This is a genomic window from Mycolicibacterium rhodesiae, assembly GCF_002086695.1.
Taxonomy (GTDB): Bacteria; Actinomycetota; Actinomycetes; order Mycobacteriales; family Mycobacteriaceae; genus Mycobacterium; species Mycobacterium rhodesiae.
On record NZ_MVIH01000016.1, the window covers coordinates 55,644 to 81,770 of the forward strand.

Here is a 26,127-nt window from a genome sequence, read left to right on the forward strand (position 1 = left end):
CGATGGCCGTCCCGGACCGCCAATTACTATCTAGCTCCGTGAACGAGACGCGGGCGAACTACCGGACCGCCCGTCTTGTCGCTGTCATCGCAGGTCTGCTGGGCGCCGCGCTGGCGATCCTCACGCCGCTGCTGCCGGTCAAGCAAACCACCGCAGAGCTGAACTGGCCGCAGAACGGGGTGCTGAACAGCGTCACCGCGCCGCTGATCAGCTACGTGGCAACCGATCTGAGCATCGATGTGCCGTGCAGCGCGGCCGCCGGGCTGAACAGCCCCGACAAGACGGTGTTGCTGTCCACGGTTCCCAAACAAGCACCCAAGGCCGTCGACCGCGGGTTGCTGATCCAACGCGCCAACGACGACCTGGTGGTCGTGGTCCGCAACACCCCTGTCGTCGTCGCCAAGCTGAGCCAGGTGCTCAGCCCGGCGTGTCAGAAGCTGACGTTCACCGCGCACGCTGACCGGGTGACCGCCGAATTCGTCGGTCTCACCCAGGGCGCCGAAAGCAACGCTCCCGGCAAGCCGCTGGCAGGCGAACGCAGCGGCTACGACTTCCGGCCCCAGATCGTCGGCATCTTCACCGATCTGTCCGGACCGGCACCGCCCGGGCTGAGTGTGCACGCCACCATCGATACCCGCTACAGCAGCGCCCCGACCGCACTGAAGATGGCGGCGATGGTGCTCGGCGTCGTGCTGACCATCGTCGCCCTCGGCGCGCTGCACGTCATGGATCGCGCCGACGGTGTCCGGCAGCGGCGCTTCCTGCCGTCGCGCTGGTGGTCGGTGACCCCCCTGGACGGATTGGTGCTCGCCGTCCTGGTCTGGTGGCAGTTCGTCGGCGCCAACACCTCCGACGACGGCTACATCCTGACCATGGCCCGGGTGTCCGAGCACGCCGGCTACATGGCCAACTACTACCGCTGGTTCGGCACCCCGGAAGCACCGTTCGGCTGGTACTACGACCTGCTGGCGTTATGGGCGCATGTCTCGACGTCGAGCGACTGGATGCGGCTGCCGACCCTGGGCATGGCCCTGGTGTGCTGGTGGTTGATCAGCCGTGAGGTGATCCCCCGGCTCGGCCATGCGGTCAAGACCAGCCGCGCTGCCGTGTGGACCGCTGCAGGCATGTTCCTGGCGTTCTGGCTGCCGCTGAACAACGGCCTGCGGCCCGAGCCGATCATCGCGCTGGGCATCCTGCTGACCTGGTGCTCGGTCGAGCGTGGCGTCGCCACCAGCCGGCTTCTCCCCGTGGCGTTCGCCTGCATCATCGGGGCGCTCACGCTGTTCTCCGGCCCGACCGGCATCGCGTCGATCGGCGCGCTGCTGGTCGCGATCGGTCCGCTGCGCACGATCCTGCACCGACGATCCCGGCAGTTCGGCCTGCTGCCGCTGCTCGCGCCGATCCTGGCCGCCGGGACCGTCACGCTCATCCTGATCTTCCGCGACCAGACCCTGGTCGGCGAGCTCGACGCCAACATGCTCAAGTCGGCCGTCGGCCCCAGCCTGAGCTGGTTCGACGAACACATCCGCTACGAGCGGCTGTTCATGGCCAGCCCGGACGGCTCGGTCGCGCGACGCTTCGCGGTGCTCGCTCTACTGGTCGCGCTGGCGGTGTCGGTGGCGATGATTCTGCGCCGCGGCCACATCCCCGGAACCGCCGCGGGCCCCAGCCGGCGCATCATCGGGATCACGATCATCTCGTTCCTGGCGATGATGTTCACCCCGACGAAGTGGACGCACCACTTCGGGGTGTTCGCCGGGCTGGCCGGCTCACTGGGTGCGCTGGCCGCGGTCGCGGTGACGGCGCACGTCTTGCGTTCCCGACGAAACCGGGCGATCTTCGCCGCCGCAGTCCTGTTCATCACCGCGCTGTCGTTCGCCAGTGTCAACGGCTGGTGGTACGTCTCGAACTTCGGTGTGCCGTGGTCGAACCAGTTCCCGGAGTGGCACTTCGGGTTCACCACCATGCTGCTCGGATTGACCATCCTGGTCCTGCTGCTGGCGGCCTGGTTCCACTTCTCCGGCCGCGACAACGGTGGACCCACGCGCGCCCGATGGTGGTCACGCTTCATCGGCTCGCCGCTGGCCACGATGGCCTGGCTGCTGGTGGTCTTCGAGGTGCTGTCGCTGACGCTGGGCATGACCGAACAGTGGCCGGCCTGGTCGGTCGGCCGCTCGAACCTGCAGGCGCTGACCGGCAAGACGTGCGGCCTGGCCGACGACGTCCTGGTCGAGGAGGACCCGAACGCGGGGACGCTGACCCCGATCGTCGGCGTGTCGGTCGGCGACGCGCTGGCCGCGACCACGGCCGAAGGTTTCACCCCCAACGGGATCCCCGCCGATGTCTCCGCCGACCCGGTGATGGAGCCACCCGGTGGCGGCAGCTTCGTCGACAGCGACGGCCTGGTCACCAGCAGCGAGGCCGGGACCGAAGGCGGCACCACGCTGGCGGCCGGCGTCAACGGATCCCGCGCCCGGCTGCCCTACGGCCTCGACCCGGCCCGCACCCCGGTGATGGGCAGCTGGCGCCCCGGCGTCCAGCAGCCCGCGGTGCTGCGCTCGGCGTGGTACCAGCTGCCCGCCGACTGGGCCGCGTCCCCGCTGCTGGTCGTCGCGGCCGCGGGCCGATTCGACCAGGACGAGGTCCAGGCGCAGTGGGCGACCGACCAACAGGCCGCCGAAGGCAAGTCGGGCGGCACAGTGCTGTTCGGCGACGTCGGCGCCGCACCGGCGTGGCGCAACCTCCGCGCCCCGCTGTCCGCGATCCCGCGCGACGCCACCCACATCCGTCTCGTCGCCACCGACGACGACCTCGCACCCCAGCACTGGATCGCGATCACCCCGCCGCGCATCCCCAAGCTGCGCAGCCTGCAGGACGTGGTCGGATCGCAGGACCCGGTGCTGCTGGATTGGCTTGTCGGACTGGCGTTCCCCTGCCAGCGGCCGTTCGGCCATCAGTACGGCGTCATCGAACCGCCCAAGTGGCGGATCCTGCCGGACCGGTTCGGCGCCGAAGCCAACTCGCCGGTGATGGACAACATCGGCGGCGGCCCGCTCGGCATCAGCGAGTTGCTGTACCGCGCGGTCACGGTGCCGACTTATCTGCGTGACGACTGGTTCCGGGACTGGGGCGCCCTGCAGCAGCTCAACCCGTTCTATCCGGACGCCCAGCCGGCGCGGCTGGATCTCGGCACCGCCACTCGCAGCGGGCTGTGGAGCCCGGCGCCACTGCGACCTACCTAACATTCGGCTGTCGATTCGCGGTGGCGCCCGCAGGCCTTCCGAACCGACACACCTTCGTCGCCTACCATCGAGCCTCGTGCCAAGCGACAGAGCCGACTCCAACCGGATCGCCCGGCTCGTCGCCGTCGTAGCCGGGATCCTCGGTGTGCTGCTGTGCGGCGTCGTGCCGCTGCTGCCGGTCACGCAGACCACCGCCAGCATCCAGTGGCCCCAGGCTCCCGGCCCGGACGGCCTGGTCAGCGACATCACTGCGCCCCTGGTGTCGGGCGCACCGCAGTCGCTCGAGGTGTCGATCCCCTGCCAGACCATCGCCACTCTGCCCGCCGAAGGCGGCCTGGTGTTCTCGACGATCCCGCCGGCGGGCATCGACTCCAGCCGTAACGGGCTGTTCGTCCGTGCCAACGCCGCCACCGTCGTCGTCGCGTTCCGCGACACCGTCGCCGCCGTGGCGCCCCGCCCGGCCATCGCCGCGGGTGGCTGCCGCGAACTGCGGATCTGGGCCGGGCCTGGCGGAGTGGGCGCCGATTTCGTCGGTATCCCGGGCGCCACCGGCACGCTCGCCCCCGAGAAGAAGCCGCAGATCGCCGGGATCTTCACGGACCTGAAGGTCGCGGCGCAGCCGGGTCTGAGCGCCCATATCGACATCGACACCCGGTTCATCACCCGCCCCAGCGCACTCAAGATCGCGGTGATGGTGCTCGGGATCGCCTGCGTGGTGGCGTCGGTGGTCGCCCTCGGTGTGCTGGACCGGCGGGCAGGCCGGCGATTGCCTGGCGCGTGGCGGCGCTTCCTGCGGGTCGGAGTCGCCACCTGGGTGGCCGATATCGGAGTGATCGGCGGATTGCTGCTGTGGCATTTCGTCGGCGCCATCTCCTCGGACGACGGCTACAACCTCACCATCGCGCGGGTCTCCGGCGAGGCCGGCTACACCGCCAACTACTTCCGCTATTTCGGGGCCACCGAGGCGCCTTTCGACTGGTACCAGTCGGTGCTCGCCCACCTCGCCGCGATCAGCACCGCCGGAGTGTGGATGCGGCTTCCCGCCACGATCGCCGGCATCGGCACCTGGCTTATCCTGAGCCGCTGCGTCCTGCCCCGGCTGGGCCGGCGGTTGTCGCTCAACCGGGTGACGGTATGGACCGCAGGTGCGGTGTTCCTGGCGGCCTGGTTGCCGTTCAACAACGGACTGCGACCCGAACCGCTGATCGCGTTCGGCGTACTGGCGGCGTGGATCCTGGTGGAGAACGCCATCGCCACCCGGCGGCTGGTTCCGGCAGCGCTGGCTATCGTCGTCGCCGTCTTCAGCGTGACGCTCGCCCCGCAGGGCCTGATCGCGATCGCGCCGATTCTCGTCGGCGCCCGTGCCGTCGCTCGGGCGATCAAAGCCCGGCGGAGTACCGACGGCCTGCTGGCGCCGCTGGCCGCGCTCGCCGCCTCGCTGTCGGTCATCTTCGTCGTCGTCTTCCGCGACCAGACCCTGGCGGCCGTCGCGGAATCCGCCCGCATCAAGTACGTCGTCGGCCCGACGATCGCCTGGTACCAGGACTTCCTGCGCTACTACTTCCTGACCGTCGAAGACAATTCGGAAAGCTCCCTGACCCGCCGCTTCGCGGTCCTGGTGATGATGCTGTGCCTGTTCGGCATGCTGGCGGTGCTGCTGCGCCGCGGCCACGTCCCCGGGGTGGCAGGCGGCCCGGTGTGGCGGCTGCTCGGCAGCACCGCGATCGGCCTGCTGTTGCTGCACTTCACCCCGACCAAGTGGGCGGTGCAGTTCGGTGCGTTCGCCGGACTGGCCGGGGCGCTGGGCGCGGTCACCGCGTTCGCCTTCGCCCGCGTCGGCTTGCACAACCGACGCAACCTCGCCCTGTACGTCACCGCCCTGCTGTTCGTACTGGCGTGGGCGACGTCGGGCACCAACGGCTGGTTCTACGTCGGCAACTACGGCGTGCCCTGGTTCGACCGTCAGCCGGTGATCGCCCACCAGCCCGTGACGACGATGTTCCTGGGCTTGGCGATCCTGTCCGGCCTGACCGCCGGCTGGCTGCACTTCCGGATGGACTACGCCGGGCACACCGAGGTCAAGAACACCGGCCGCAACCGGGCGCTGGCGTCGACTCCGCTGCTGGTCTTCGCGATCATCATGGTGCTGCTCGAGGTCGGCTCGATGACCAAGGCCTTCGTGCAGCGGTATCCCGCCTACACCACCGCCGCCGCCAATCTGTCCGCGCTGAAGTCGGGCCTGTCCGACGCCAGCTGCGCGATGGCCGACGACGTTCTGGTCGAGGCGAACCCGAATGCCGGTATGCTGCAACCAGTTCCAGGCCAGAAGTGGGGTCAGTACGGCCCGCTCGGCGGCGACAATCCGGTCGGCTTCACCCCGAACGGCATCAGCGACACCCTGGAGCCTGCCGAGCCGTTCGTCGCCAACCCCGGCACCGTCAACTCCGACGGGTCGCCCAACAAACCCAACGCGGGCATCGCCTTCGCCGCAGGCACCGGCGGCGGGTATGGCCCGGTCGGAGTCAACGGCTCGCGGGTGTTCCTGCCGTTCGGGCTGGACCCGAAGACCACTCCGGTGATGGGCAGCTACAAGGAGAACACCGTCGCGGCCAAGGCGACGTCGGCGTGGTACCAGCTGCCGCCACGCACACCGGACCGGCCGCTGGTGACCGTCGCCGCCGCGGGCGCGATCTGGTTTTACGACGAGGAGGGACAGTTCAACTATGGACAGTCGCTCAAGCTGCAATGGGGTGTGCAGCGGCCGGACGGCAGCTTCCAGGCGCTGAACGCGGTGCAACCCATCGATGTGATCGCCCAAAAGGCTTGGCGCAACCTGCGTTTCCCGCTCTCGTGGGCGCCGCCGGAGGCCAACGTCGCGCGCATCGTCGCCGACGACCCGAACCTGAGTACCGACCAGTGGTTCGGCTTCACCCCGCCGCGGGTGCCTGTCCTGGAGACCGCTCAGCAGTTCCTCGGCTCGCAGACGCCGGTGATGATGGACATCGCCACCGCCGCGAACTTCCCGTGCCAGCGCCCGTTCTCCGAACACCTCGGCGTCGCCGAACTACCGGAATACCGGATCCTGCCCAACCTCAAGCAGGTGGTGGTGTCGAGCAATATGTGGCAATCCGCGCGCGCCGGTGGGCCGTTCCTGTTCATCCAGGGACTGCTGACCACGGCGACCGTCCCGACGTACCTGCGCGACGACTGGTACCGCGACTGGGGTGCGATCGAGCGCTACATCCGGCTGGTGCCGTCGTCGGAAGCGCCGAACGCCGTCATCGACCAGGGCACCAAGACGACATTCGGGTGGAGCCGTAGCGGACCGATCAGGGCACTGCCATGACACAGACTCTCGCGGCCAACGCCCGCGACGCCGCCGGCGATGTCCGGATCACCCGCTGGGTGGCCACCGTCGCCGGGCTGGTGGGTTTCGTCCTGTCGGTGCTGACTCCGCTGCTGCCGGTGGAACAGACCACCGCGACGTTGAATTGGCCGCAGGCCGGTCAGCTGAATAACGTCACCGCCCCGCTGATCTCGCAGGCACCGGTGTCGCTGACGGCCACGGTCCCCTGCGACGTGATCCGGTCCATGCCGCCCGCCGGCGGCATGGTGCTGGGGCTCGCGCCGCAGAAAGGCAAAGAGGCGGCGCTCAATTCGCTGTTCGTCAACGTCAACGCCCAGCGCGTCGACATCACCGACCGCAACGTGGTGGTCGCGAGCGTGCCGCGCGCGCGGGCGGTCTCCGCGCAGTGTCAGCGCATCGAGATCACCTCGACCACCGACGGCACGTTCGCCACCTTCGTCGGGTTGAACGACCCGACCACCGGCAAGGACCTGCGCAGCGGGTTCGCCGACCCCAACCTGCGGCCGGCGATCGTCGGGGTGTTCACCGATCTGGTCGGCCCGGCGCCGCCGGGGCTGTCCGTCTCGGCGACGATCGACACCCGGTTCTCCACCACGCCAACGGTGTTGAAGCTGGCCGCGATGCTGCTGGCGATGGCCGCCACGGTGATCGCGCTGGTGGCCCTGTGGCGGCTGGACCGCCTCGACGGGCGCCGCATGCACTCCTGGATTCCGCAGCGCTGGCGCACCTTCACCGCAGTCGACGTGACCGTGGTGGCGGGATTCCTGATCTGGCATGTGATCGGAGCCAACTCCTCCGACGACGGCTACATCCTCCAGATGGCCCGCGTCGCCGACCACGCCGGCTACATGTCGAACTACTTCCGCTGGTTCGGTAGCCCGGAGGACCCGTTCGGCTGGTTCTACAACGTGCTGGCACTGATGACTCACGTCAGCGACGCCAGCATCTGGATGCGGTTGCCGGACTTGATCTGTGCGCTGGTCTGCTGGCTGCTGCTGTCCCGCGAAGTGCTGCCGCGACTGGGTCCCGCCGTGATCGCCAGCCGGCCCGCGCTGTGGGCAGCCGGCCTGGTGTTGATGGCGGCGTGGATGCCGTTCAACAACGGCCTGCGCCCCGAGGGTCAGATCGCGACCGGCGCTCTGATCACCTACGTACTCATCGAACGGGCAGTGATCTCCGGCCGGCTCACCCCGGCGGCACTGGCCATCGTGAGCGCGGCGTTCACCCTCGGTATCCAGCCCACCGGACTGATCGCCGTCGCCGCGCTGATCGCCGGTGGCCGGCCGATCCTGCGGATCCTGGTGCGCAGGCGTGCGGTGGTGGGCACCTGGCCGCTGGTGCTGCCGCTGCTGGCCGCGGGCACCATCATCCTGACCGTCGTCTTCGCCGACCAGACATTCGCAACGGTGTTGGAAGCCACCAGGATTCGCACCGATATCGGGCCGAGCCAGGCCTGGTACACCGAGAACCTGCGGTACTACTACCTGATCCTGCCGACCGTGGACGGCTCGCTGTCACGCCGGTTCGGCTTCCTGATGACCGCGCTGTCACTGTTCGTGTCGATGTTCATCATGTTGCGCCGCAAGCGAGTTCCCGGCGTGGCCCGGGGCCCGGCGTGGCGGCTGATGGGCGTCATCTTCGCGACGATGTTCTTCCTGATGTTCACGCCCACCAAGTGGGTGCATCACTTCGGGTTGTTCGCCGCGGTCGGTGCGGCCATGGCGGCGTTGGCCACCGTGCTGGCGTCGCCGGCGGTGCTGCGCTGGTCGCGCAACCGGATGACCGTCGTCACCGCGGTGTTCTTCCTGCTGGCGCTGTGCTTCGCCACCACCAACGGCTGGTGGTACGTGTCCAGCTACGGCGCGCCGTTCAACAACGCCATGCCGAGGATCGCCGGGATCACGGTCAGCACAATATTTTTCGCCCTGTTCGCGATGTCGGCGATCTACACGATCTGGCTGCACTTCAACACCCGCGACCACGGCGAGGGCCGCATCGCCCGCGCTTTGACCACCGCGCCGATCCCGGTTGCCGCCGGCTTCATGGTCCTGGTGTTCGTCGCCTCGATGGCGGCGGGCGTGGTGCGCCAGTACCCGACCTACTCGAACGCCTGGGCCAACCTGCGCTCGTTCTCCGGCGGGTGCGGACTGGCCGACGACGTCTTGGTGGAGCCGGACGCCAACGCCGGATTCCTCACCCCGCTGCCGGGTGACTACGGGCCGCTGGGGCCGCTCGGCGGCACCAACCCGGTCGGCTTCACGCCCAGCGGCGTCCCGGAACACATTGTGGCCGAGGCAATCCGGATGACGAACCCGCAACCCGGCACCGATTACGACTGGGATCAGCCGATCAAGCTGGACACGCCGGGTGTCAACGGCTCGACCGTGCCGTTGCCCTACGGCCTCGACCCGGCGCGGGTTCCGATCGCGGGCAGCTACTTCGTCGGCCCGCAGCAGGACGCCACGCTGACCTCCGCGTGGTATCAGTTGCCGCCCAACGACGGTGGACATCCACTGGTCGTCGTCACCGCCGCGGGCACCATCGCCGGCATCAGCGTGCTCAACGGTTTCACCGACGGGCAGACCGTAGAGCTCGAATACGGCAAGCCCGGACCCGACGGCGCCCCCGTGCCGGCCGGGCGGGTCAGCCCCTACGATCTCGGCCCGGCACCGTCGTGGCGCAACCTGCGCTACCCCCGCTCGGCGATCCCGGCTGATGCCACCACCGTGCGCATCGTCGCGCAGGACCGCTCGCTGTCACAGGGCGACTGGCTGGCCGTGACTCCGCCGCGGGTCCCCGAGCTGCGGTCGGTTCAGGAGTTCGTCGGTTCCACGCAGCCGGTGTTGATGGACTGGGCGGTGGGCCTGGCGTTCCCATGCCAGCAGCCGATGCTGCACGCCAACGGTGTCACCGAGGTGCCGAAGTTCCGGATCACCCCGGACTACACCGCCAAGAAGCAGGACACCGACACCTGGGAAGACGGCCGTAACGGCGGCCTGCTCGGCATCACCGACCTCCTGCTGCGCGCGCACGTCATGTCGACCTACCTGTCGCACGACTGGGGACGCGACTGGGGCTCGCTGCGCCGGTTCGAGACGGTGGTCCCGGCCGAGCCCGCGCAGATCGACCTGGGGACGGCAACGCGCAGCGGCTTGTGGAAGCCGGGACCCATCCGGATCAAGCCGTAGCGTTTCCCGGGTCGCTACGCTCCTGCCCTCCGGAAGTGCAGTAGCGCAGTACTGAGATCCCCGCGGTTCGGTGGCGCCAAGGTCGATTCATGGACCACATCTTCAGGAGTCGACCGGTGATCGCCGCGGTGGCGGCGATCAGTGCTGGCACCGTCATGTTCGCCGCCACCACAGCCGAGCCGCTCACACCGGCCGCCACAATTATTCCGCTGGTTTCCGTCGAGGTCGTTCAGCTTGCGGCCCTACCGGTGGCCGCGCCGGCGGCCACCCAGGCGAGCGTCAGTCCGGGTCTGCCCAACGTGGCCGGCGGTGTGCTCGCGGGCGCCGGTGCCGGCTTGATTTTCGGCTACATCGGCACCGGATTGGTCGCCCTCAACGTGCTCAACAAGATTCCGGTGATAGGCCCGGCGCTCACCCCGCTGGTACCGGTGGTCGGCGTGGTTGGGGCGATTGTGGGAATCCCGATCGGCATGGTCGCCGGTGCGCTTGCAGCCGTGCGTAATTGGGTGACCAGCCTGCGCTCGCAGCCCAGCAGTTCCGCGTCCGCAACCCCATCGCACCGCTCGGTGCGGGCCGCCTCGCGGTCCGACCGGAAGATCACCGGGACGTCAGGCCTCCGAAAAGCCGCGGCACCGCAACGGCATTCCCACCGGCCCGGGTCAGGCCTCGGCCACTCCGGCAGGCCCGCCACCAAGGCGGTCGCCGGGCACTGACCCGACGGCGGTTCGGATCCGCCGTAACGGTGCTCGTCCGGCATCTGCGGTGGCAGAATCCGCTGATGGCTGAAGACGCAGCAATCGTCGATCCGTTGATGCACGGCCTGCGATCCAAAGGCCTCAAGAAAGGGTCGGTCTCCCTCGTCGGCGCGGTCGCCATCGGCCTGGCGGCAACCGCCCCGGCCTATTCGCTGACCGGTGCGCTCGGGCACGGCGCGGAGGAATCGGGCTATCAGCTCCCGATCGTCTTCATCATCGCCGTCATCCCGATGTACTTCGTGGCATTGGCCTACAAGCACCTCACCGACGCCGCCCCCGACGCCGGCACCGTGTTCACCTGGGGCTCCAAGGCGATCGCACCGCACATCGGCTGGATGGGTGGATTCGCACTGGTGTTGTCGTCGATCCTGGCCGGTGTCGGGGCCGCCGGCATCCTGACCAACGCAGCCGCGGTGTTGGTGGGTATGGACTCCTCGCCGGTGTGGTTCGACATCGTCGTCGCAACGGCTTTCATCCTGCTGACGACATGGCTGGTGGCCCGCGGGGCCGAGGAATCCTCCCGCACCACGCTGATCCTGACGATCGTCCAGTACGGCGGGCTGCTGCTGTTCGCGATCATCATGATCATCCCGGTATTCCGTGGTGAGCAGAGCCCCAGCGCCGAGTCGTTCTCCTGGGAGTGGTTCAACCCATTCGCAATTCACGACTTCAGCGGACTGCTGGGCGGCTTCCTGGTGGCCATCTTCATCTTCTGGGGGTTCGACGCCTCACTGGCCATGTCCGAGGAGACCTCCGGAACGTCGGCCGACGCAGGCCGTAGCGGCGTCACCGCGATTCTGATCACGGTTGCCACCTACGTGATCTTCTCCGTCGCGGCGCTGGCGTTCGCCGGGATCGACCCGAACAGCGACACGAGCCTGACTCACGAGGGCAACGTGGACGACGTGTTCACCACACTGGCCACTCAGTCGATCGGCGAACGCGGTGCGATGCTGGCGGCGCTGGTGGTCGGGTTGTCCGCATTCTCGGCGACGATGTCCACCGTGATGCCGACGGCTCGCGGGCTGTTGTCGATGGCGACCTACAAGGCGTTGCCGGACCGGTTCGCCTCGGTGAGCGAGGTGAGTTCGACGCCCAAGTACGCGACGTGGGTGATCGGCCTGACCAGTCTGGTGATCTATTGCGTGCTGGATGTGGTCAGCGACAGCGTGGTGTCGGATTCGGTCTACAGCGTCGGTATCGCCATCATGACGTACTACTCCGTGGTGGCGATCTCATCGGTGGTGTACTTCTGGCGCACCGCTTTTCGGTCGTGGCGGACGGCGATGGGTCAGGTGATCCTGCCCGGTATCGGTGCGCTGATCCTGATCCCGGTCGGTGTTGTCGAGGCGTACCTGATGGCCGACCCGAGCACCGGTTCCGGCGGCTCCCTTTTCGGCATCGGCACCGCGTTCGTCGTCGGCGTGCTCAGCCTGGCGTTCGGTGTGGTGCTGATGATCCTGTGGAACCTCAAGGCTCCGGCCTTCTTCCGCGGCGAGACGCTACCAAGAGAACGCACTTAGCCGCCGTTGCGGTTGCCGAAGCCGTTCGGCCCGAATGGCCGGTTCGGCGCCACCGTGACGGTCTGGGTCGCGGTTGCGATCGACGTGGCGACGGATGTCTCTGTCTGCGTTGCTGTTTCGGTATTGGTCACGGTCTGCGGGTCTTGAGTCGCAGTGACTGTCTGCGGCGGTTGCGCTCCGCCGCCGGAGCCGGTGTTGTACTGGTGATGGGTCGCGGAAGCGGCAGTTGTGGTCGTCGTGGTCGGGGTCGACGTGACGGTGACGGTTGTCGGTCCCGTGGCTCCCTTGGATCCGCAGGCGACCGCGCCCAGGACCACCAGCGCTGAAACGGACGCGACCAGACACACCGACCGGATACCTGTGTTCATAGTGACATGTCTAACTATTGACGTCGGCAAAAGCCATGCGCCACAACACCAGAACTTCGTAGAGTCGACTGTCAACAAACTCGCGAACTCCTGGATATCGGGCAAAGTCGCTGATACCGAACCGTTTTCGATACGTTGTGACTCCCTCAGCGCGCGCCAATTCGTGTCACAGCTGGCACAAATCCCCGGTCCATAACGTCGTCACCGCAAGCGCAACTCGAGCAACGAAACGGATATGACGATGAATCTCAAACGATTGGTCTACACCTCGGCCGCGGCGGTCGGCATCGGTGCGGCCGGACTGTTCGGGCTCGGTATCGGAACCGCGAGCGCCGACCCCGGCCAGTGCGGCGGCCCCGGCCCGCAGAACTGCCAGGGCCCCAACAACGGGTGGAACAACGGGCACGACAACAACTGGAACAACGGACCCGACAACCAGAACAACGGGCCGGGCGACTGGCAGCATCGCAACGTCGATCAGGCTCGTCAAGACCACCAGCCCTTCAACTGGAACGGACAGTGGGTCCAGCCGATGCCGGCGGGCAACGGCGCAGGCTGGGGCTTCTGGTTCCTGGGGCAGTGGATTCCGCTGTAACCCGCCGTGCGATCTGGCCGGCCGGCGGCGCTAGCCTGCGCCGCCGGTCGCCAGCTTCTCGGGCTGCAGCGACCACACGATCGGACCGGTGCCCGCGGACGCGTGCGCGCAGTAGGCCGGCGCGCCCTTCTCACTGACCGCGGCCGCGCCAAGGACAGCACAGTTCGCGCCGATCACCACGACGGGCAGATCCATCCGGCTCGAAACGGCGGGCGGCGGCGGCGTGGTGCGCGTCGTGGCCGAGGCGTGCAGATCGCGGTGGCCGAACAGCAGCGAAACGCCTGCGGCCGCACCGGCGATGATCACCACCGCACCCAGGATCGCCGGGATCAGCAGCCGGCGGCGCGACATACCGGACTCCGGCTTGGCGTGGCGGCCCGCACCGGCCTTCGCGGCGGCACCGGACACCGGCGCGGAACTCGTCACATCGGTCGCGCCGGTCTGGCGTTCCGCTGTGCCGATGCCCTGCTCCAGCGCCCGCGCAAAATCGATGCAGCGGGTGTAGCGCTTGCCGGCATCCTTGGCCAGCGCCTTGGCGAAAACCGGGCTCAGACAAGCAAGTTCGGGCCTCTTGGCGCCGATGGCGGGCGGGTCGGCACTCAGATGCTGACTGATCACGATCGCCGGATTGGTGTGCTGGAACGGAGGCATGCCGGTCAGCAGGTGGTATGCCGTCGCGGCCAGCGCGTATTGATCGGCATGACCGTCGATCTGCTCACCTTTGAGTTGCTCAGGGGCCGCGTAGGCGACGGTTCCGACAGTCATGTTCGTTCCGGTCAGATCGCTCGACTGGCCCATCCAGCGGGCGATTCCGAAGTCCGCAAGCATGACTCGCTCGTCGCCGGTGCCGGGCAGACCCAGCAGGATGTTGGCGGGTTTGACATCGCGGTGGAGCAGTCCGCGGCCGTGCGCATAGTCGAGGGCTTCGGCGACCCCGGTGATGATCCGCACGACTTCGGCGGGGGGCATCCCGTACGGATAGCGCTCGGCGAGCAGCCGGGAGGCGTCGGTTCCGTCGATGTACTCCATGGCGATCCACAGCTTGTCGTCGAACTCGCCCCGGTCGTAGATCGTCACGATGTGCCGGCTCGACAGCGTGGCCACCATGTCGGCTTCGAGGTTGAACCGCTTGCGGTACTCGTCGTCGGAGCTGACCGCGGAACCGAGCACCTTGAGCGCGTCGTGCCGGGGCAGCCGGGGATGCTGGACGAGGTACACCTCGCCCATCCCTCCGGCGCCCAGCGTCCGCAAGACGGTGTAGTCCGCGACGATCTGGCCGTCAGCTAACGGCATTGAGGCATCTTAAGGGGTGGCGGGGTCCGCCATCGAACCAAAGCAGCAAACCGTTGTCAGGCGCCGACCGGTGCCGGTGCGCTGGCCTTCAACGCCGCCAGGGCGGCCACGCTCAACCGGGCCAGTTCGTCGGCCTCGGCCGCCGTCAGTGCGGAGTGGTAGATCTGCGCCATCCGGCGGTTTGTGAGGTCCTCGACCTGGTCGTAGACGTCTTTCTTGCCCGCCGCGTCGGCGAACGGCGGCTGCCACCCCATGAACGCGGCGTAGTCCGTGCCGTGGTTGAGGATGTGCGCCTCGACGGGGCTCAGCCCGGAGATCGTCAGGGCGTTGAAGTGCACGGCGGCACGCAGTTCACGCAGCACCATCATCACCTGCAGAGCGCGTGCCGGGGCGTCGTCGGCCAGCGGCATGGCCCGCCAGCCCGCATACAGCGGCAGGCCGGGTTCGGGGGCGTCCGCGATGACCTTCTCCCCCAACTCGGCGATGCGCTCCAGTCCCTCGGCCCCGGCGAGGTACGTCCTGCCGAACTCGGCGAGCTGATCCCAGTAGAGCCGGCAACTTTCCGACGCGGGGTGCACCGCGACGCCGTTCTCCCAACACGCCCGCGCGAGGTTGGGTTCGAAGACGGCGAACACCGCGGTGACCGTGGTGCCGGTCGCATCACCCAGGACGCCGCCGCGGCCCGCGAAGTACGCGGCGAACGGGTCCGGATAGCCGGCGCGAGACTCTTCTCGAAGGTGTCCGGGTTGAGCATGAACACGCTGATGGCCTCGCCGATGGCCGCCCCGGCGGTCCGGATCGATTCGACGTCGATATCGCTCATGCGCCGCAGTGTACGGAGGTGGGGTCGAACAGGTGTCGGTTCCCACCGTCTTGAGCGTGAAGTTCGCCGCGGGCCAGGGCTGCCGTAATCATCGGGGCGATGTAGTACCCAACTCCCAGGCGCGACATAGCCGTCGCTCACGTCCGGACCGTTGAGTGGAGCCATGGCATTCCCAGCGAAAACATCTACCAAGGACAGTCCGTTCGTTCTGGTCCTCGACGCCGGAACCGAGCGCGGCCACCGTCTCGCCCGGGCACTGCTGGCGGCCGGCAACCGCGTGGTGGCCGTCGACCGAAACGCGGCCGCGTTGGTGCGAATCGGCCACGGCCACAGCAGTGCTCGGCTGTTGCTGATCGCCGCCGACACCACCGACCAGAGACAGGCCGACCAGGTGATGGCCCGTGCGCACGCGCACTTCGGGCAAGCGCCTCCTACGCTCGCCCTATGCGCCGACTATCGACGCTCCTCGGCTGCCTAGTTCTGCTGGCCGCGGGAGTTGCGGCCTGCGGCAAGCCACCCGCCCGGTCTGCGCCCGCGGCGCTGACCCCGCCGATGGGCTGGAACTCGTGGAACTCCGGTATATCGCTGTCCGAGCGGACCGTCGAGGAGACGATCGACGCGATGGTGTCCTCCGGGATGCGCGACGCCGGGTACCGCTACGTCAATCTCGATGCGGGGTGGGCGGCCGACAGTCGTGACAGTGCGGGCGACCTGCGAGCCGACCCCGTCCGGTTTCCCGGCGGTATCCCGGCCGTCGCGCAGTATGCCCACTCTCACGGGATGTTGCTGGGCCTCTATGCGAGCCCGAGCTATGAGCTGTGCGGACTCGGCGCGGCGAACGCGAGCAGAGGCCACGAATCGGCCGACGCAACCACGTTCGCACGGTGGGGGGTGGACTACCTGAAATACGATTGGTGCAGCACCGATCAGGACCGGTCGGATCAGATCAGCGCGTTCAGTGCAATGCGGGATGCGTTGCAGCGCAGCGGAAGACAGATCCTGTACAGCATCAACCCGAACACGTCGGGTGACCCCTCCGCCGGGTCCGCCTACGACTGGTCGGGAATTGCCGACATGTCACGCACCACGATCGACCTGGTTCCGTTGTGGCACAGCCAGACCGGGGCGGCCGGCCCGGTACTCGGGGTCACCGAGCAGGTCGACGCCGACGTCCCGCTGGCCGCCCGCAGCCGACCCGGGTACGTCAACGACCCGGACATGCTGGTGGCCGGTATCTCCTGGCCGGACTTCGTCGCCGACCACCAGGGGATGGTCGAGACCCTGGCCGGCGAGCACGGCCCGAGCATGACGCTCGACGAGCAACGGACCCACATCTCGCTGTGGGCGATGCTGGCCGCACCACTGCTGGCCGGCAACGATATTCGCACCATGTCCGCGCAGACCCGCGACCTTCTCACCAATCCCGACATCATCGCCGTCGACCAGGATCCGCTCGTCACACAGGGGCGCCCGCTGGCACAGGACAACCGGATCATGGTCAAGCCGCTGGCCGGCGGGGCGGTCGCGGTCTCGATGACCAACCCGGAATCACAGCCTGCATCGATCGTCACCACCGCGGCTTCGGTGGGTTTGCCGCACTCCCCGTGCTACCGGGTTCGCGATCTGTGGACCCACGTCGGTCGCAGCACCACGAGTGACCTTGTCGCCGAGGCGATTCCACCGCACGCGACGGTCATGATGCGGGTGCGACCGTCACAGGGATGCCATTGAGCGCGCCGTTGCCCGACGGTTCGTCGAGGAATGTCGGCGGCGACAGGATGTTCGTGTTGACCCCGGGTGACCCGTTGGCCACCGACATCCGGGTGCCTGGCTTCCCGTGGCCCCAGCCGTGCGGCATCGACACCACGCCTGGCTTGATGGCGTCGGTCACCTCCACCGGCACCTCGATGCATCCGGCCGACGACGTCACCGTCACGTGGTCGCCCCCCGACACCCCGCGGCTGGCGGCGTCATCGGGATGCATCAACAGCGTGCAGCGATCCCGGCCTTTCATCAGAGCCGAAACATTGTGCAGCCACGAGTTGTTCGACCTCAGGTGGCGCCGGCTCACCAACACCAATTCGTCGGGTTCACGCTCCAGGCGGCGGCTCAGGCGCGGAATATCGTCGAGCAGATATTGCGGGGCCAGCCGGATCTTCTTGTCCGTAGTGCTGAGGATCTCGGGGACCTGGGACACCATCGGCCCGAAGTTGATGCCGTTGGGTTGCTCCTTGAGTTTCGCCAAGGTCAGTCCGTCCGGGTTCTCGCCGTAACGGTCACCGAACGGCCCGGTACGCAACGTCAGATCGAGAATGCGTTCCGGGCCGCCCTGCGTGTAGTGGCTACGGACCTGCGCACCGTCGAGTCCCTGGGTGAAACACAGGTAGTCGAAGAAACCGTCGTCGATCGCTGCGACGTCGACGTCCTCGGCGGGCACTCCCGCGCACAAACCCGTGAGCCGCACCAGGATCTCCCACTCCTGCGGGCGGTCGGGATCCTCGGGGGCGAACACCGGTGCCGAATAGTTGGCGATGCTGTTGATCGCGAACGCCAGAATCAAATCGTCGTGATGCGGCTGCTCCAGCGGGGACAGGCCGGGCAGGATGACGTCGGCGTGGCGGGTGGTTTCGTTGAGCCACAAGTCGACCGCGATCATCGCGTCAAGGCCGGGCAGCAGCTCGTCGAGCCGATGACCCTGCGGGGTCGACAGCACCGGATTGCCCGCCACCGTGATGAGCGCGCGGATCTGCCCCTCCCCCGGTGTTTCGATTTCCTCGGCCAGACATGACACCGGCACCTGACCGAGGACCTCCTTGGCGCCGCGTACCCGGGTCTGCCAGCGGCCGAACTCGGGCAGCCCGCCCTCGAGACCGGGTTGCGGCTGGGCGGTGACCGTCCAGACCGCGGGCCGGGGGAACATCGCGCCGCCCGGGGTGTCGAAGTGGCCCGTCAGGATGTTGACGACGTCGACCAGCCAGCTGGCCAGACTGCCGAATTCCTGATTGCACAACCCGATTCGCCCGTACACCACGGCTCGTTCAGTGCCCGCCAGTTGGCGGGCGAGGTGCTTGATGCGATCAGCGTCGATACCGGTGACCGGGGCTACCCGCTCCGGTGACCAGTCGGCTGCGGACGCCCGCAGGGTCTCAACGCCGTCGATGTGGTCGGCGAGTCGGCCCAGACGGACCAGGTCTTCGTCGAACAACGTGTGCACGACGGCCAACAGCAGCGCGGCGTCGGTGCCCGGAGTGATCGGCAACCATTCGTCGGCCTTCGCCGCGGTCGCGGTGCGGACGGGGTCGATCACGATCACGTTGTCGATGCGGCCGAGGATCCCCATCACATCGGGGGCGGCGAGCAACGAGCCTTGCGAGGCGGCCGGATTCGCGCCCATCACGACCAGCAGGTCGGTGCGTTCGATGTCGGGAACCGGGAATCCCCACCAGTTGCCGTACATCAGATGCGAGGAGAGGTTCTTGGGCCACTGGTCGACGGTGCCCGGTGAGTAGCTGACCGGGATTCCCGACATGCCCAGCAGGACGCCGGTGTAGCGGCCCAGCGAGAACGAGTGCGCCAGCGGGTTGCCGGTATAGCAGGTGACCGCGCCGATGCCGTGCTCGGCGATCACCGGGGCCAGCAGTTCGGTGCAGCGCCGGAAGGCGGCGTCCCAGCTGACCTCCTGCCACTGTCCGTCGACCTTGACCATCGGCTTACGGATCCGGTCCGGGTCTTCATGGATGGCGCCCAGCGACGCGCCTTTCGGGCACAGGTGTCCCCGGCTCCAGACGTCGTCCTGGTTGCCGCGGATGCTGTCGACGCGGCCATCGGAAACCTGAATCTCCAAGCCGCACATGGCCTCACACAGCGGGCAGGTGTAAAGGTGGCGGCCGTCGTGGCCGATGGCGGCCAGCTCGATCTTCGGGGTGGTCACCGACCCACGGTAAGGCGGGCACGCTCCCGATCACCGACGTTTCGTCAACTTTGCCATCGGCCGGTGCCGCCGGACGCGAATTACACAGGTGTGAGTAAACCCTGGGGATAACCCCGACGGCGGGTTAGATCGGGATCAGACCATGCTTGCGCTGCACGCGCAGGATCTGCTTGTCCCGCAGAATCCGCATGGCGCCGCGCAGCTGCAGGCGAGTCTGATGCGGCTCGATCACCGCGTCGACATAGCCGCGCTCGGCAGCCACGTACGGCGTTGCCATGTCGCGGTTGTACCCCTCGATGAATTGGCGCCTGATCTCCTGCACTTCCGGAGCCGTCGGGTCGGGGAAGCGCTTCACGATCAGCTGGGCCGCGCCCTCGGCGCCGATCACCGCGATGCGCGCCGTCGGCCACAGGAAGTTGAAGTCAGCCGTGAGCTGCTTGGACCCCATCACCGCATACGCGCCGCCATAGGACTTGCGGATGGTGATGGTCACCTTCGGCACGTCGGCCTCGACGACGGAGTAGAGGAACCGGCCGCCGCGCTTGATGATGCCGTTCTTCTCCTGCTCGACACCGGGCAGGAAGCCGGGGGTGTCGACGACGAAGACCAGGGGCGTGTTGAACGCGTCGCAGAACCGCACGAACCGGGCGGCCTTGTCGGACGCCTCGTTGTCGATGGCGCCCGACATGTGCATCGGCTGGTTGGCGATCACCCCGACCGGGCGGCCGTCGACGCGGGCGAACCCGGTGATGATCGCCTGGCCGGCTTGCGAGGCGACCTCGAGGAAGTCACCGTCGTCGAAGATCCGCAGCAGGATCTCGTGCATGTCGTAGGCGGTGTTGTCCGCGTCCGGCACCAGGCTGTCGAGTTCCAGATCGTGCGGGGTGATCTCCGGCTCCAGACCCGGATTGATCACGGGGGCATCGTCAAAGGTGTTGGCCGGCAAGAACTGCAAGTAATCGCGGACGTAGGTGAAGGCGTCCTTCTCCGAGTCGACGACCTGATGGATGTTGCCGTACTTGGCCTGAGCGTCGGCGCCGCCGAGCTCGTCGAGGGTGACATCCTCACCGGTGACGTCCTTGATGACGTCAGGGCCGGTGACGAACATGTACCCCTGGTCGCGCACGGCCACGATGAGGTCGGTCTGGATCGGCGAATACACCGCACCACCGGCGCACTTGCCCAGGATGATCGAGATCTGCGGCACCAGACCGGACAGCAGCTCATGGCGACGGCCGAGCTCGGCGTACCAGGCCAACGACGTGGCCAGGTCCTGGATGCGGGCGCCACCGGAGTCGTTGATACCGATGATCGGGCAGCCGACCATCGCCACCCACTCCATCAGGCGGGACACCTTGCGGCCGAACATCTCTCCCACCGAGCCACCGAACACGGTGTAGTCGTGGCTGAACACACCCACCGGACGGCCGTTGATGGTGCCGTGCCCGGTGACCACGCCGTCGCCGTACAACGCGTTCGGGTCGCCAGGCGTGCGGGCCAGCGCGCCGATCTCGAGGAAGCTACCCGGATCCAGCAGCGCGTGGATTCGCGCCCGCGGACTGGGGATGCCGCGTTTGTCGCGCTTCGCGGCGACCGCCTCACCGCCCGGTTCCTTGGCGAGCTCCAGCTTTTCGCGGAGTTCGGCGAGTTTTTCGGCAGTTGTTACGGCGGTCACTTGGCCTCGTTCTCCTCGGCGTCGATACGGTTGATCGCTTCGCTCATATGGGCCCCGACCTTGGCGATGTACGGCTCGTCGATGGCTTGGATGTGCTCGCCCCCGATGGGCACGATCTCCAAGTCGTCGACGAATTCGCTCCAGCCGCCGTCAGGTTGGCGGACGGCGTAGCGCGGTTCGAACATGATCGCGTCGTCGTGATAGCGGTCCGCCATGTAGAGCGTGACGTGTCCGTCGTAGGGCTCGATCGTGGCGGTGTCCAGGGCCCGGTTGTCCAGGTAGGACGTCCGCTGGTGCTCGATGATGCCGCCCGGGATATCCACCCCGGCCTCTTTGACGGCGTCCAGGACGAACCGGACCTGACCTTCGTCGTCGAGTTGTTCGAGCTCCTCGTAAGGGATTTCGGGAATCTCGACGTTGAAGGTCCGCGAGGCGAACACCGCGTAGCGGTCCCAGCGGGCCCGGATCTCCTCCTTGGTCTGCGGCACCTCCTCGCCGGCGCGCACCGTGTCGATCAATCCGACGAAGCGGACGTCGCAACCGTTGCGCTTGAGGCCGACCGCGCAGGCGTAGGCCAGCGCCCCGCCCAGCGACCAGCCGGTGAGGATGTAGGGGCCCTTGCCGCCGATCTCCATCAGCTTGGGCACGTACTCGGCCGCGCGCTCCTCGATCGAGCCCTCGACGCGTTCCAGACCGTAGACCGGAGTGTCCGCGGGAAGCCGCTTGAGCAGCGGTTCGTAGACCACGGTCGACCCGCCGGCCGGGTGGAAGACGAACACCGGGACATGCCTGCTGCCCTCTTTCGGCGCACGCAGGGTGCGCACGAACCCGTCGACCACGCCTTCTTCGAGCTGGGCCCGAACGATGGTGGCCAGTGCCTCAATCGTCTTGGCGGACTTCACGTCGTCGACACTGATGGTGCCTTCGGCGCGCTCGGAGAGCCGGTCGGCCAGCTTGGTGGCGGTCTCGTCGTTGACTGCGGGCAACTCATTGAAGATGCCACCGGGCGACTTGCCGGTGACGATCGCCCACGTCGCGAATGTCACGCGCTCGGCGGCGTCCCGCGGCGGGACATCGGCGCCGAGCGCCTGGGTGACAGCCTCCTGGGTGAGCACCTTCGCGGCCGCGGCTGCGGCGGTGGACTTGGCCTTCCCCGGCCCAGCCGGGTCAGTCGGCGGCGGGGGGAGGTCGGGTTCGGCCTGAGGCTCGGCTTCGGTGGCGATCGGGTGACCCGCCTCGGCGAGCTTGGCCTCGAGTTCGGCGACCGTGCTGGCGCCGCCCATCATCTCGGCCTGCTGGGCGGCGATCTCCTCGGCGGTCTTGCCCTTCTGCGCCTCGGCCAGATCTTCGACCTCGTCGCGATGCTCGACCGCGTATTCGACGAGCTTCTCGACGGCGTAGAGGTTGGCGTCCCGTACCGCGGTCAACTGGATCGGCGGCAGGTCGAAGTCGTACTCGACGCGGTTCTTGATCCGCACCGCCATCAGCGAATCCAGCCCCAGCTCGATCAGCGGGACCTCCCACGGCAGGTCCTCGGGCTCGTAGCCCATGGCGCCGCCGACGATCGCCGCGAGCCGGTCGTGCACCGTCTCACCCGAATCCGGCGACCACTTCGCGAAGCCGGCGGCCAGGCCGGCGCCCGCGGTCAGGTTGTCGGACAGGATTTCTGCGTCGTCGTCCGGCTCGTCGGCGGGGGCCTCGACGGCCGGAGTGCTCACCGCGACACCGGTCGCGACCGCGGACGGCAACGCCGAGACCGCACCGCCGCGCGTGACGACGGCGTCGTAGATCAGCGTGAAGGATTCATCGATGCGCGCGTGCACCTGCACCGAGGCGCCACCGGGATGGCGGGTCAGCGTGGTGACCAGCCGGGCTCCGTCGCCAGGCACCGCGCGCTGCTCGGATGCGGTCAATTTGGCGTCCGGAAGAACCTGCGCTGCAGCAGATTTCACCAGAGCAGCCAGGTCGGCCTGCCCCTTCGGCGAGTACTCCCAGACGTGGCGGCCGTCGGGAGTGGCCACGTGGTTGCCCGGCATCATCACCGAGCTGTCTCCGGTGAACTGCGCGTCGAGCCAGTGCGGCTTGCGCTTGAACCGGGTCGGCGGGATCTCGGCGTACTCGCCGGCCTCGAAGAGGGTGCGGAAGTCCAGATCGTGGCCGTAGACGTAGAGCTGCGCCATCGCGGCCAGCATCGACTCGACCTCGTCCTGCTTGCGGGCCAGTGTCGCGATCAACTGTCCGTCGTGCAGTCCGGCGGCCGCGGTGGTCAGGCCAACCTGCATGAGCGCCACCGGGTTCGGTGCCAGCTCCAGGAACGTGGTGTGGCCGTTGTCCACGGCGTTGCGGATGCCGTGGGTGAAGTAGACGCTGTGCCGCAGTCCCTTCTTCCAGTACTCCACATCGTGGATCGGCTCGCCGCCCGGGCGGATGTAGCTGCCCTCGTGCACCGTTGAGAAATAGCCGGTGTGCAGCGGGTGCGCCTCGATGCCCTGGATCTCGGCGGACAACTCACCGAGCAGCGGGTCCATCTGCTGAGTGTGGCTGGCGCCCTTGGTCTGGAGCTTGCGGGCGAACTTGCCTTCGGATTCCGCGCGGGCGACGATCGCGTCGATCTGGTCCGGCGGGCCGCCGATGACCGTCTGGGTGGGGGCGGCGTAGACGCATACCTCCAGTCCCGGGTAATCGGAGAACACGGTCTTGATCTCGTCGGCCGAGTATTCGACCAGTGCCATCAGCCGGATGTACTCACCGAACAGCATCGCCTCGCCCTCACCCATGAGGTGCGCGCGCGAGCAGATGGTGCGGGTGGCGTCGGCCAGCGACAGACCACCGGCGAAGTAGGCGGCGGCCGCCTCACCGAGCGACTGGCCCACTACCGCACCGGGTTTGGCGCCGTGGTGCTTGAGCAGTTCACCGAGTGCGATCTGGATGGCGAAGATCACCGTCTGGACCACTTCGATGGGGTATTCGCAGGTCTCATTGGTGTAGTCGATCGCGTCGTCGAGGATCAGCTCGACGACCGAGTAACCGCGCTCGTCCTGAATGTGTGCGTCGACCTTGTTGATCCACTCGGCGAACACCGGATCGCGCAGATACAGTTCCTTGCCCATCTTGCGGTGCTGGGCACCGAATCCGGCCAGTACCCACACCGGACCGTTGGTCACCGGGCCGTCGGCGCTGTACACCAGCGGACTCTGCTTGCCGTCGGCGATGGCACGCAGACCCTTGATGGCCTCATCGTGATCGTGCGCCATCACCACAGCCCGCGAACGGCCGTGATTGCGCCGCGACAGCGAACGGCCGATCGACTCCAGCGATGCCGCGCGGCCTGCCGGGCTGTCGATCCAGTCGGCCAGTTCGGCGGCCGCCGCACGCTTGCGCGAGGTCAGGAAGCCCGAAATAGCCAGCGGCACAACAGGAACCGGCTTATCAGAGGCTTCCCATTCGGCGCGTGCGGCCTCGATCAGTTCCAAGGCCTCATCGGTCAGACCGGGCAGCTCCGGCTCGTCGTCGTATGCGACGGCCGAGGCGTACTCCTCGGCAATCTCCTCTTCGTCGACGAACTCGCCGTACTCGTCCATCCGGACCCCGCCGACGTAGACGGCGTCGGCTTCGGAGGTGGCCTTCTGTTCGGCCGGTGCGGATTCCACTTGCGGGTCAACGAGATCCGACGGCAACACCTCGCGCACCACCAGGTGGGCGTTGGCACCGCCGAAGCCGAATCCGGAGACACCGGCGATCGCATGACCGCTGTAGCGCGGCCAGTCGGTGACCTTGTCGACCACCCGCAGCCGGACGGCGTCGAAATCGATGTACGGGTTGGGCCCGGCGTAGTTGATCGACGGCGGAACCTTGTTGTGGCGCAACGACAATGCCACCTTGGCCAGGCTTGCCGCACCGGCCGCCGACTCCAGGTGACCGAGGTTGGACTTCACCGCGCCCAGCAGGGCGGGCTGATCGGCGGGGCGGCCCCGGCCGACGACACGACCGAGCGCGTCGGCCTCCATCGGATCACCGAGGATGGTTCCGGTGCCGTGCGCCTCGATGTAGTCGACGCTGCGCGGGTTGATCCCGGCGTCCTTGTAGGCCTTGCGCAGCACGTCGGCCTGCGCGTCCGGGTTGGGTGCGAGCATGCCGTTGGACCGGCCGTCGTGGTTGATCGCGCTGCCTGCGATGACGGCGAGGATCTCGTCCCCGTCTCGGCGGGCGTCGCTGAGGCGCTTGAGCAACAGCATGCCGCCACCCTCAGAGCGCGAGTAGCCGTTGGCGTCCGAGGAGAACGACTTGATTCGGCCGTCGGGCGCAAGCACGCCGCCGACCTCGTCGAATCCGATCGTGACCAGCGGGGTGATCATGGCGTTGACGCCGCCGACCACGGCCACGTCGGCTTCACCGGTCCGCAGCGCCTGGACACCCTGGTGGGCGGCGACCAGCGAGCTCGAGCAGGCGGTGTCCAAAGCCATTGAGGGGCCGCGGAAGTCGTAGAAATAAGACACCCGATTGGCGATGATCGAACTCGTGGTGCCGGTGATCGCGTACGGGTGCGCGGTCGTCGGGTCGGCCACCGCGAGGAACTGGTAGTCGTTGTTGGACGCACCGATGTAGACGGCCACGTTGGTCCCGCGCAGGCTCGATGCGGGGATGCGGGCGTTCTCCAACGCCTCCCAGGTCAGCTCGAGCGCCATCCGCTGCTGCGGATCGATGTTGTCGGCTTCCATCTTCGACAGCGCGAAGAACTCGGCGTCGAATCCCTTGATGTCGCTGAGGTATCCGCCGCGGGTGGCGGCCTTGGCGACCCGCTCGGCGATGCGCGGTTCGGCCAGGAACTCCGACCAGCGTCCGTCGGGCAGGTCGGTGATCGCATCGCGGCCCTCGAGCAGCGCCTGCCACATCTCGCCAGGAGTGTTCATGTCGCCGGGGAAGCGGGTGGCGACGCCGACGATCGCGATGTCCTCGACATCGGCGGCGCGCGACCAATCCTCGCCGGCGTCGTCGAATTCGACCTCGGGCTCACCCTCGATGATCACCGTGGCGAGCGACTCGATGGTCGGGTGGCGGAAGGCCACCGTCGCGGTCAGCGTCACACCGGTCAGATCCTCGATATCGCTGGCCATCGCGACCGCGTCCCGCGAGGACAGTCCCAATTCCACCATCGGGGTAGACTCGTCGACCGCGTCAGGCGCCTGCCCCGTTGCGTTGGCCACCCAGTTGCGCAGCCATTCGCGCATCTCCGGCACCGTCATGTCGGTGCGGGCCGGAGTCAGCTCCTTCTCGGGAGCCAACGTGATCTCGTCGGGCGTTTCGGGCGTTTCTGATTCAGACATAGAGCCTCACCTCGTGCGAAGGGGCGAACTCCCCTTCATCGGT

General features: G+C 67.8%; 13 protein-coding genes and 1 pseudogene. 8 read left to right on the forward strand and 6 right to left on the reverse strand.

Going from position 1 to position 26,127, the window contains the following annotated elements; translation table 11 throughout:
• Positions 1–2: 2 nt before the first annotated feature.
• From BST42_RS24065 to BST42_RS24085, 5 genes are all read left to right on the forward strand, one after another.
• Entirely contained in the window at positions 3–3,242 is a 3,240-nt protein-coding gene (locus BST42_RS24065) for an arabinosyltransferase domain-containing protein (RefSeq protein ID WP_083121836.1), read from the forward strand.
• A 76-nt stretch (positions 3,243–3,318) separates the two neighbouring features.
• Complete coding sequence (locus tag BST42_RS24070) at positions 3,319–6,588, forward strand: arabinosyltransferase domain-containing protein (protein WP_083121837.1); 3,270 nt, start codon at positions 3,319–3,321, stop codon at positions 6,586–6,588.
• On the forward strand, positions 6,585–9,797 hold the full coding sequence (locus BST42_RS24075; RefSeq protein ID WP_083121838.1) for an arabinosyltransferase domain-containing protein: 3,213 nt from the start codon (positions 6,585–6,587) through the stop codon (positions 9,795–9,797). The genes BST42_RS24070 and BST42_RS24075 overlap by 4 nt, the downstream gene beginning before the upstream one ends.
• Positions 9,798–9,886: 89 nt before the next feature.
• Positions 9,887–10,510 (forward strand): hypothetical protein, encoded by a 624-nt coding sequence (locus BST42_RS24080; RefSeq protein WP_083121839.1) that lies wholly within the window; start codon positions 9,887–9,889, stop codon positions 10,508–10,510.
• A 65-nt stretch (positions 10,511–10,575) separates the two neighbouring features.
• On the forward strand, positions 10,576–12,075 hold the full coding sequence (locus tag BST42_RS24085; RefSeq protein ID WP_083121874.1) for an APC family permease: 1,500 nt from the start codon (positions 10,576–10,578) through the stop codon (positions 12,073–12,075).
• On the opposite strand, the gene BST42_RS24090 is transcribed toward BST42_RS24085, so the two are convergent.
• Complete coding sequence (locus tag BST42_RS24090; RefSeq protein WP_083121840.1) at positions 12,072–12,443, reverse strand: hypothetical protein; 372 nt, start codon at positions 12,441–12,443, stop codon at positions 12,072–12,074. The two genes, BST42_RS24085 and BST42_RS24090, sit on opposite strands and share 4 nt — an antisense overlap.
• Before the next feature lie 241 nt (positions 12,444–12,684).
• Here BST42_RS24090 and BST42_RS24095 point away from each other — a divergent pair, with 241 nt between their 5' ends.
• Positions 12,685–13,038 (forward strand): hypothetical protein, encoded by a 354-nt coding sequence (locus BST42_RS24095; RefSeq protein WP_083121875.1) that lies wholly within the window; start codon positions 12,685–12,687, stop codon positions 13,036–13,038.
• A 30-nt stretch (positions 13,039–13,068) separates the two neighbouring features.
• Here the strand turns inward: BST42_RS24095 and BST42_RS24100 are convergent, their stop codons facing one another.
• Together BST42_RS24100 and BST42_RS24105 are read right to left on the reverse strand one after the other, a co-directional pair.
• Positions 13,069–14,331: a serine/threonine-protein kinase gene (locus BST42_RS24100; RefSeq protein WP_083121841.1), complete on the reverse strand. Its 1,263-nt coding sequence runs from the start codon at positions 14,329–14,331 to the stop codon at positions 13,069–13,071.
• Between the two features lie 56 nt (positions 14,332–14,387).
• Positions 14,388–15,154, reverse strand: a pseudogene (locus BST42_RS24105) (SCO6745 family protein).
• 163 nt (positions 15,155–15,317) lie between these two features.
• On the opposite strand from BST42_RS24105, the gene BST42_RS24110 reads away from it, so the two are divergent.
• Together BST42_RS24110 and BST42_RS24115 are read left to right on the forward strand one after the other, a co-directional pair.
• Positions 15,318–15,632 (forward strand): SDR family NAD(P)-dependent oxidoreductase, encoded by a 315-nt coding sequence (locus tag BST42_RS24110; RefSeq protein WP_083121842.1) that lies wholly within the window; start codon positions 15,318–15,320, stop codon positions 15,630–15,632.
• Positions 15,599–16,885, forward strand: coding sequence for a glycoside hydrolase family 27 protein (locus BST42_RS24115; RefSeq protein WP_083121843.1), 1,287 nt, complete (start codon positions 15,599–15,601; stop codon positions 16,883–16,885). Before BST42_RS24110 ends, BST42_RS24115 begins: the two co-directional genes overlap by 34 nt.
• Here the strand turns inward: BST42_RS24115 and BST42_RS24120 are convergent.
• The 3 genes from BST42_RS24120 to pks13 form a co-directional block, all read right to left on the reverse strand.
• Positions 16,848–19,085 carry a molybdopterin-dependent oxidoreductase gene (locus tag BST42_RS24120; RefSeq protein WP_083121844.1) on the reverse strand — a complete coding sequence of 746 codons (2,238 nt, stop codon included), beginning with the start codon at positions 19,083–19,085 and terminating at the stop codon, positions 16,848–16,850. The two genes, BST42_RS24115 and BST42_RS24120, sit on opposite strands and share 38 nt — an antisense overlap.
• 124 nt (positions 19,086–19,209) lie before the next feature.
• Positions 19,210–20,760 carry an acyl-CoA carboxylase subunit beta gene (locus BST42_RS24125; protein ID WP_083121845.1) on the reverse strand — a complete coding sequence of 517 codons (1,551 nt, stop codon included), beginning with the start codon at positions 20,758–20,760 and terminating at the stop codon, positions 19,210–19,212.
• Positions 20,757–26,084, reverse strand: coding sequence for a polyketide synthase Pks13 (pks13, locus tag BST42_RS24130; protein WP_083121846.1), 5,328 nt, complete (start codon positions 26,082–26,084; stop codon positions 20,757–20,759). The genes BST42_RS24125 and pks13 overlap by 4 nt, the downstream gene beginning before the upstream one ends.
• Between the last annotated feature and the right edge of the window lie 43 nt (positions 26,085–26,127).